A 9,496-nucleotide genomic window follows, 5' to 3' on the forward strand; every position below is an offset into this window, starting at 1 on the left:
GCCATTTACTATTTTGACACGCCGTGCCGTGATTCGTGCAGTTCTGATATGTCAATGAACACCGCGTACACGTCCGATCCCTATGACGCGATACGGCGGCACTGCGATCGCTGTTATACGTGTGCCCCGCGGAACACGTCGCTGTTGGACGCGTCTCCGTCGGGGGCGTCTCCGTCGAGGGTATCCGCCGCGGGACATCCGTCGTGTCGTCATCCGAGTCATCGGCGGTGTCCGAATCTGTCGATGTCGAATGCCGATGCCAAACACCCGTCGAATGAGAGTGCGACGGATAACCATCATGCTCATGGAAACCAAGCCAATGGATATGGAGCGTATCGTCGGCGTGAGGCGTATGTCCAACAACCGACGAATGGGCATGAGGCGGTGCCTCTTTCGGGGTATCTGACGGATACTTGCAGTCATGCGCCTTACACGCGATCATCCACCCCTCATCCACCGTACACGTCTCCCCTCTCGAATTCTTCGGACACTTCACCGGACCATGACTCGAACTCTTATCGCAGGCGTAAAGCGGCGCACTGCAAAAACCACAATACATCTTCCTGTGATTTCCCGGCGTGCCTTCAGGATGACCACACCCCAACAACTTCTTCTCTTCCTTCTTCTCGACAACTAACGGCTTGTCTGTCCCTTGAGCAGGCAACGAAAACTTACCCGATGACAATGTCGAGGCGCGCTCCTTATTGCTACCCTCCCATTCCCATTGCGCATGAACATGACCATCTGAATACGTGTGCTTCGTCCAACTCGCACCAGCGTATTTCTTAGCAGCAATCGCTATTTCATCGCGATCCTCAAGTGTTCCTTCCTTATTATCTTTGTCTATATCTATATCTTTGCCGCGAACATCAAGTGCCAAGCCGAACTGATGCCACCCACGCGGACTCCCCGAACCGTTAGGAACATGATAGTAGTGGTGATGCGGATTCCGATAACCACCTGTCTCTACTAAATCCGACAATCCAGTGTTGCCGAACACTGTTTTCGCATGTTTCTTATACGCGGCGGTCCAATCCGTGTGTTTCTTCGGCAAAATAGTTCTGCCCATCATATACGAATAGTGACCATCGTCGTAAGTATTCTGTGAGCCCAGCTCTGAACGCGACGGAACACGAAGCACATTGCCGTCTACCGAACCTTTGCGTGTGGTCGTCTTACGCGCCATGTCCATGTATTCCTGACGCATCTCGTCTTTCTCGTCTTGTATGAATACCAACGACACCGGTGTAATATCTTGACCATCTTCGGTCTTCGCTGAAAACTTGATCGTGAACGTCATCGGCTTGTCTTCGCGACCATTCAGCGGCGTACTCGTGCCACCATAATTTGGACAGTGCGATTTACTCGTTCCTTTATGCCGCGGAACTTTCAACTTACCGACAACATTAAAGGAAGTACTCGGATCCAACTTCGACGGATGCTTGGCACCCGACCAGTTTTCCTGAAGCTCGCCGTCAAGTGCCATACCGTGAGACGGCTTTTCAACAATCTCCCACGTCACTTTCGACGGATCAATCGGTGAAACACTATCCCCCTGATTGCCATCGTAACCAACCGACGCTGTGAAATAACACACCTCCTCCGTTGAAGTGATAAACGATTTCTGCTCGTCACTATTGGTGTCCGTCCCTTTCGGTGAACGACCCACTTGCCACGATTTGAACTTCACTGACGGCTTACCCATTGAACCTGACCCCGAATCCGTCTTTACCGCCGAAAATACAGGAAACACAAATACACACAAAAATAGAAAAATAAAAAACTTCTCTCTCATCTGAATAACCTCCAATAAAACTATTGTTGCAACTCGGAAATTACCTTCCCTGCATAATATTGATATGTGCTGGTACTTGCTGCAATCGCTTCAAGTTTCGGAATTATAATATGTTCGACGATACCCCCCAATGCCGAACGATGCTCTCCCACAATTTGAATTAATAAATCTATACTCCATGAATTGGGATCATCCAGCCGAGCAATGAGGGCAGGCACGGACGCAGGACCCATCGCAACTAACGCATCATCAACAGGTCTTCCCATAATACCGCTTTCCATCTGATACTTGATTAATATTTCTGCCGAACGCGGGTCGCGAAGTGCTGAAAGTTCTTCGAGCAAAGCAACGGTGTCATCACCATCACCTTCTACTTTCGGCGGTTCTGGCATCGGTGTCATTTCGTCCATAAGCTCTAATGTTTGCGGCCAGAGGTCGCCCCACTCGTGCGGGTTGTTTTTGATATACTCCAGCCGTTTGTATGCCGCTTCTACGGGGTCATCATTCGGGTCAGGCGTGAAATTCGCAAACGGCGTGCCTCTCGGTACGGACGGCACAGGAGTCTCCTCAGCAGGCGCAGCGGGCGGCGCGTGTGCCTCGTGCGGTCCCTCGTGCCATGTGCCATCTGCATGGACGTGTCCACCTTGCGAGGTCTCGCCAACAGGGGCTTGGGGGTGCTTCGGTTTCTCAACTTCTGCAGCTTTGTAAATGAGAATCGGGTCTTTCGGTGGGCGTGTCTGGAGGTAGTAAAGCCCGACACCGACAATCGCAACGATAAACACCGATAAGGGGAGCCAGTATCTCCGGATAAACATCTTCATTCTCCTTTAGTTGAGTAACACGTCTTGGGGAAGCCGTAAGATCACGGTGTTCCCATTCTCGGAGAGGGTGACCTGCTTCGGCTGTATCTCGGAGACGGAAAACCCGCCAAGCACATCACCGATCGCAAGCACGTGTTGCCGACCGGTCGTCTCGTTCTTTATCAACACCTTTGAATCTGTCGGGTCTTGTCTGAGAAACGTTCCGAGAAGCGTTAGGTTCGCCCCTGGGCGCGCTTTGGAATGTAAGTCTGTTCCCAGTGGGGCAAACAGGTTATTACGGATGATGGTTTGGGTAAAATCGCTTGGCACATCGCTTTTGGGGTCCGATGCAGACCCGACATCGCTTTTGGTCTCGGAAACCTCTGCGGCGGGCGGTTGCGTCTCCTGTGGCTGTGGCTGTGCTTGTAAGCGATAAATACCGAAAAAACTACAGACACAAAGCAACAGACACAAAACGAATACAAACGGACGGATAGACATGACTGTGTTCTCCTATGCCTTGTTCTCTGGCGGTTTTGATCTGGTCTCCGCATTTGGACAGACGCTGGGTTGACACGGGCGCTGTTTGGATTTTTCACACTCACGCTCGGAAACCGGGCGACACTCGGTCACAGGGTCGCCACTCACGTCGGGTCGTAAGACGCAAACACCGACAACACAGACAATCACAAATACAAACAGAAAAAAAGATGTACGTAAAGACATCGTATCACTCCTTTGTGTCGGTGGACACACAGATTCAACTGACAACTCTACAGGGATTAGCACCAACAGACGTTGATACGAGGAAAGCGGGAAATCTCCCTATAGGGTGCTAACCTAAATGTGTCTCGCAAAACGAACCCGTTTTTGATACAATTTAGGTTAGCCTGTCAGAGCCTGATTCTGGCAGAGCTACGCGTCGATGGCATTACAGGTGCCGTCGGCGCACCTATAATAAAATAGGACGCTCCCCTGACGTGAGACTCACTTTATAGCAAACCAGCTTTAAAAGCAAATCGTCTCCGTCAAAGACATTATAGCAACATCAAAAAATGATGTCACCAAAAACATTTACATACAGTATTGAGGGTTTACCTCTCAGTCAGTTCTCGTTGTTTCCTCTATCCGAAATGAGAAGAACAGTGAAAGGACGCGTTTTCTAAATCACATGCTAAATCCCTGACGTTAGGGTTTCGGGATCAAGGGCTTCTTTGACGGACCCCTGCTTTGGGTATCAACGTCTCTCCGGGCATGTTGATACGGGGTAAGTTTGTGGCGTTGTGTGCTCGGCTAAACCTCGCGTAAGTCCTGATTCCTTGACATCAGAAAAAACATAGGATATAATCTGTCAAGCACAAAGCGGACGACACTCAAGATTTAAATTGACGGGAGCCTTCACTCATGTATTATAGTGCCATCGGAAATTTAGACCACTGTTTAAACCGAGATTGTGATATAAAAGAGGAGTTGTTATGAAAACAAGAGTCGTTTATTTACTTGCGTTTTTAATGCTCTTTACATTTCTATTCTTGCCGAATAGTTTTGCTCAGGAGCGGATGCCTCAGTATGTTGTGCGAACGGTTTATTTTGTTCCAAATGACCTGATACCCGATCCGAATATTGAAACCGATCTGGGCGTATTGATGAAAGATGTTCAAAAGTTTTTCGCCGACGAAATGGAACGTCACGGATTTGGTAGAAAAACATTTAGACTGGAAACTGATGAGGCAGGAAATGTTGTGGTTCACATTGTGATTGGGCAATTTGATACCGCACATTATTATTTCGGTGCCCATGCAGCCATTGAATCTGAAATCAATGAACACTTCGGCGGTATGTCCAAGAATGTCTATATCACATCCGTCGCCACAGAAAACGGTCTGGATTGCCACGGTATAGGTTCGGGTGCATCAACTCATTGGGATCTTCACGAGGGATATGCATATACACTCCATAAAGGTGCGACTCATAAAGGTGCTTGTGGTCCCGTTCGCGATTTTTTTGGGCTTACAATTCACGAGATGGGGCATACATTTTCACTGCCGCACGATTTTCGGACAGCGGGTGTCATGTCGTATGGATATAAAGACATTCCATTATCATTGTCTAAAGACGCAGCTGAATGGTTAGACGCACATAGGTACTTCAATGAACACCCAAGTGATACTGATACGATGACGAGAATAAAAGCACTTCCAATACTCGCATATCCCCCGAATGCGGTCATTCTACGCTTTGAGTTGAGTGATCCTGATGGGTTGCATCAGGCAAGGATCATTGGTTACCGAAAGAACTACTCTAACAACGCGGGTCGAAGCTTAATTGCTTGTAAATCTTTAAGCGGAACAAAGGCAACTGTTGAATTTATCACCAGCGAATTAGGCACAGGTGAACTTGGGACGTTTCATCTTATAGTAATGGATAAACTTGGAAATTATACAACCGATCCTTTTCCTTTCCAAGAGGAGATTATTCAAAACATCCACGTCTCTAATAAAAATCAGGTGGATATTAACAGCGATGGTGTTGTTGATGCGAATGACCGAATTCCCCATGATATACTAAAAATATCTGGCGACAATCAGCAAGGGCTTCCCAATGAGTGGCTCCCAGAACCTTTTGTTGTAGAAGTTGTTGATGCCAATGGCGAACCCGTTGTAGGCGTAGAAGTCATTTTTCGTGTGACTCAATATCCAATTGAAGATCGACCCTTGGTATCATTGCGGAGCGATCATGGACTGCTTTCTGATATAGAAGCCCGTACGGATGCTAATGGCATCGCTCAGAATTTTCTGTTGTTAGGATATCAAGTAAAAACCCTTGAGCCAGTGGTACATGTTAGCGTTATTGGCGTTTCAAAAAAGATACGTTTTAATGCCATGGCTCGTGAGAAAATGCTTATTGATTCTTCAGCACATCCTAATATATATTGGATAGACGCGATGGATAATCATCTTTATGGGCCTGAAGGGAGTCAATGGGTACATGCTATACAAGTTCAAAGCATCGCTTATGATGGCTTGAATCGACAACTCTACTGGATAGAGGGGCTGCTAAGTATGGGAAATTATTGTGCAGCGATCAAGCGTACTTCACTTCATGATCGTTTTTCGCCTCATATAGAAATCTCCACGTTCATGAATATGCCGGTGAGTCTTGCCATTCACCCGCGTCTTGGTAAACTCTATTGGACGAATAATCGTGGCGAGATTCAAACCTGCACCCTTGAGGGTTCCAATATTGAAACTCTGATAACAGGGCTTGATTCACCCAAACATATCGCCGTAGACACAGTTCGTAGCAAACTTTATTGGACAGATGGTCAAGAACAAATCCTATCGTCAGACGTGAATGGCGAAAATATCCAAATCTTTCTGAAAAGTTTGCAGACGCTCGGCCATATCGCAATTGCCGGTGATCATCTCTATTGGACTGAGAAAACAGATGAAAATAATGGGATGATAAGACGTACGAATCTGAATCAAGGCACGCTGAAATTATTGGAATTATTACACTACTTAGATGATGTGCCAGTAGGCATTGCTGTTGACATTGACAGCGATAAGTTGTATTGGACTGACACGCAAGGACGCATCCGTCGATCAAATATTGATGGTTCGCAAATTGAAGATGTTATTATAGGGTTAATGGCACCGAGTCAACTTGTGCTTAACATTCCTCTGGTTATAGATAGGAGTGTCTCTGCTGCACCATCGCACATTGAGACTTTACACCCTGATGTAACAGAGGTTTTACCGAACTATCCGAATCCATTCAACCCTGAGACGTGGATTCCTTATCGTTTAGCGGTGCCTTCTGAAGTTCGCATCGCTATATATGCTGCAGATGGCAAATTAGTTCGCACGTTAGATTTAGGAAATAAGTCAGTGGGTCGTTATGAATCACGGAGCCGTGCTGCGTATTGGGATGGTAGAAACGAAATAGGCGAGGAAGTCGCAAGCGGTATTTACTTCTACACGCTTACTGCAAAAGAGTTCTCTGCGACTCGCAAAATGTTGATACTAAAATAATTTTGCTTTTACGCTTTGTGTGCGTTTGTAGGTCGTAAACCCCTACACTGACAATCGCCACGAGAAAGACCGTGAGGGGTGGTTTCCAATGCTTTTTCAAAAACATGTTTATCTCCTTTTTGCTGTGAGGTGTCTCGCCCGAATTACTTGAGAGTGAGTTGGGACGATCCCTGTGTCGGAATGGAACCCTCTTGCTGTATGTCAACAGGTTTCTTGATGGTTTCTTGAGACTGCTGGCGCAGGACATAATACCAATACCCCAAATACACAACCGCAATGATACCGACGATCAGAATACACACAACCTCCGTGAAAGTCCCTTGTAGCGAATACTGCTGCGGTATAAAAATCTCCTGATATATCTTTCTTCTCTTTTTCATTATCAGGCGGCAATTCGCAGGTAATATTAACTGCAAATCGTGATACATATAAAAGTAAATTAGGACATAATCACGGCGGATGCGCATACTATATAGATGGTAGCACTTTATACGCTGCTTTTTCTTTTATAGATTATACTGCAACTAATAGAACATCCAATTTTAGGGTTGTTAGCACGTCTATTAGTTAGATTATCTTCTTTTTAAGGCACCCCAAGTGGTTATTTTCTTTTTTCTAATTGAAGTTGGTGCAGCGGCGACAATAGCTTCGTGTGCTTTTGCTTTGACGATAAGTAAATCTATTTCGTTGGTTACGCCATCGCCATTAACATCAGTGTTATATGAATTTTTATGTTTAATTGCACTTCTCACAATTAAAACAACAGACAAATCCACATATCCGTCATCATCTTTTGGCGTCGAAAAAAATTGTTGAGTTGTCCTTGAATGAGGAAGTTGGTTGCGATGGTAACACTATACGTAAACACACCGAGGCCGCTGATGAGCAGAAGCAAGGTGAAGATGCGGCCTGTATCGCTCATTTCGAGGGTCTCATACCCGACAGTTGTCAGTGTAATCACCGTCATATAGATCGCGTCAAGAAGCGTCCATTTCTCTGCTGGATTCTCTTTTTCAATAATCAGGTAGCCGATCGTCCCGGTCAGGAGCAAACCGACAAGGAGGATCAAGGCGATGAGAACCTGGCGTTGATAACTCATCTTTAGTCAATGTCCAATTCGATAAGAGATGCTTCAGCAGGATGCGTGGAAAGCCCCTTTATATCCATATCAAGTTCTGCGGAAAGAACACGGCGAATAGCCCGAATTCCGTAAAGTGATACCACCCACTACCTAAAGGTAGGGGCTTCGGCTTCGTAGCAGTTAGCGGTTTCCCCGAAGGTCTACCGTCTTACGTCTGCTCCACCAGCAGGCAATTCCCCTATAGACTGAAAAAGCGTCAGTAGGGCATATCGTGCGAAAAACTTTCACGGGTATCCCTGCCTGCCTCTCTCCAACATGGAGAGAAAAATTGAAAAGGAGGGCAGCAATACAACGTGCAGACTTTCACCTCTGCTCCGATTCACACTTTCGTGCAATTACGCGTCAACTGCCCAATATACTTTTACAGTGGTATTGAACACTAACACTTTTGACTACTTATCACGGTAGCGGACAACACCTCTACAGGGTTTGCAGAGGGTGATAATGTTGTCCAAGTGTTAGCATAATTATACCACATTTTCAGGCGAATGTCAAATGTTTTTTGACTTGTCAACCCAATGCCCGCCTACATCCCACAAGCTAAAGCATGGGGCTTTGGCGGGAAGATTGGTAATGGAGACGGATCAACGTCTACGCCAAGGTATATCTCCTGTAACGTATAGCCGTTTTTCCTGTAATACGTCTGCAACACGCTTGCGGTATAACCTTCCTGAAGGAGGAATGCGTTTACTTCATCTACAGGGACTTGATCATAGGACATACACAATACCCGAATTATTGCCAAACAGATTCATACCCGAACAGCCGACATCAAACGCATATATCAACAAAAAGTAAGATATTGACCTCCTCTCCAGACCAAAGATTGGAGACCCCTTAGTTGTTGCTCTCATATTCTTTGACTATTTCGGAGTTTCTTCGATATTTTTCAGCGTATTCCGTGAGTTGTTCCGCACTCATTTTCTCCAATTCTTCCTTAGAACGAGATGCTGAATCTGCCAAAAACTTTTTCGCCTGCTGATATATCATATATTCCGTGTTTCTCTCTTCCTCTAACAACTTAAGAGAATCAAAAATATCTTTGACTTCAGCTGGATTTGTCGAAAACCATTCGATTCCAATAACATCGGCATCTGACTTCGGATCTAAATCCTTTCCCTGATCCTTTAATTCACGGTGTATTTGGGTTTCCAGTGTCTCACAATCATTTGTTTGCATAACAAGTGCGAGAGTTGCTTTCTCTGGAAGTTGACCGCCAATTTGTGAAGCCACTCTGCCTTCTACGGGGTCCTTAGTCTTGCCTACATTGCATTGCCACTGATTTTTACCTTCTGATTCAGCATATAGCTTATAAGTCGGGAAATAATATAGATAGACAGATTCATTTCCTTCTCCTATAACCTCTGTTCCGGATGAGTCAACTTTATTTAGGACTTGCGTTGGACTCAACCTCGGACCCGACCTCTCCTGGATCAGAGACTGGCGTGTATTCCAAACATCCGACCTCCCATTAGATTCAGGGTTAAGTATCCCTAACATCTCTGCAAGTCGTCCGTTGGAAATATAGTGATACAAGTCTGGATTGTTTTCATCCTTGGACAGATTCATGTGTTTCAGAACAGAGCGTATCGCATCTCTCTTTTTACCTTGTTGTGCGATGAGTTTTGCTTTTTCAAGCAATTGAGAGAAGTTCTCATCATGAACTTTAGCCATCTTTAACTCCTTTGTTAAGTTGGATTTCCTTGCAAGGCGAAGAGTAGCAATA

The 9,496-nt window shown here is 45.8% G+C and carries 10 protein-coding genes; 1 reads left to right on the plus strand and 9 read right to left on the minus strand.

The window, feature by feature from the left end; translation table 11 throughout:
• The 4 genes from OXN25_17775 to OXN25_17790 all read right to left on the minus strand — a co-directional run.
• On the minus strand, positions 1–1,795 hold a 1,795-nt coding region (locus OXN25_17775; protein ID MDE0426703.1), incomplete at its 3' end, for a hypothetical protein.
• Between the two features lie 20 nt (positions 1,796–1,815).
• On the minus strand, positions 1,816–2,610 hold the full coding sequence (locus tag OXN25_17780) for a hypothetical protein (GenBank protein ID MDE0426704.1): 795 nt from the start codon (positions 2,608–2,610) through the stop codon (positions 1,816–1,818).
• 12 nt (positions 2,611–2,622) lie between these two features.
• Complete coding sequence (locus OXN25_17785; protein MDE0426705.1) at positions 2,623–3,096, minus strand: hypothetical protein; 474 nt, start codon at positions 3,094–3,096, stop codon at positions 2,623–2,625.
• Positions 3,097–3,108: 12 nt separating this feature from the next.
• Complete coding sequence (locus OXN25_17790; protein ID MDE0426706.1) at positions 3,109–3,321, minus strand: hypothetical protein; 213 nt, start codon at positions 3,319–3,321, stop codon at positions 3,109–3,111.
• A gap of 749 nt (positions 3,322–4,070) precedes the next feature.
• Between OXN25_17790 and OXN25_17795 the strand changes: the two genes are divergently transcribed.
• Complete coding sequence (locus tag OXN25_17795; protein MDE0426707.1) at positions 4,071–6,629, plus strand: T9SS type A sorting domain-containing protein; 2,559 nt, start codon at positions 4,071–4,073, stop codon at positions 6,627–6,629.
• A 143-nt stretch (positions 6,630–6,772) separates the two neighbouring features.
• Here OXN25_17795 and OXN25_17800 read toward each other — a convergent pair whose 3' ends face one another.
• The 5 genes from OXN25_17800 to OXN25_17820 form a co-directional block, all read right to left on the minus strand.
• The gene (locus OXN25_17800) at positions 6,773–7,009 is read right to left on the minus strand and encodes a hypothetical protein (GenBank protein ID MDE0426708.1); all 237 of its coding nucleotides are present in this window, start codon (positions 7,007–7,009) and stop codon (positions 6,773–6,775) included.
• 192 nt (positions 7,010–7,201) lie between these two features.
• A complete protein-coding gene (locus OXN25_17805) occupies positions 7,202–7,399 on the minus strand; it encodes a dockerin type I domain-containing protein (GenBank protein MDE0426709.1) in 198 nt (65 codons plus the stop codon).
• On the minus strand, positions 7,384–7,728 hold the full coding sequence (locus OXN25_17810) for a potassium channel family protein (protein MDE0426710.1): 345 nt from the start codon (positions 7,726–7,728) through the stop codon (positions 7,384–7,386). Before OXN25_17810 ends, OXN25_17805 begins: the two co-directional genes overlap by 16 nt.
• Positions 7,729–8,296: 568 nt before the next feature.
• Positions 8,297–8,491 (minus strand): hypothetical protein, encoded by a 195-nt coding sequence (locus tag OXN25_17815; GenBank protein MDE0426711.1) that lies wholly within the window; start codon positions 8,489–8,491, stop codon positions 8,297–8,299.
• Between the two features lie 116 nt (positions 8,492–8,607).
• Positions 8,608–9,444: a GIY-YIG nuclease family protein gene (locus tag OXN25_17820; GenBank protein ID MDE0426712.1), complete on the minus strand. Its 837-nt coding sequence runs from the start codon at positions 9,442–9,444 to the stop codon at positions 8,608–8,610.
• Positions 9,445–9,496: the final 52 nt, after the last annotated feature.

It is taken from the genome of Candidatus Poribacteria bacterium (genome assembly GCA_028820845.1).
GTDB lineage: Bacteria > Poribacteria > WGA-4E > WGA-4E > WGA-3G > WGA-3G.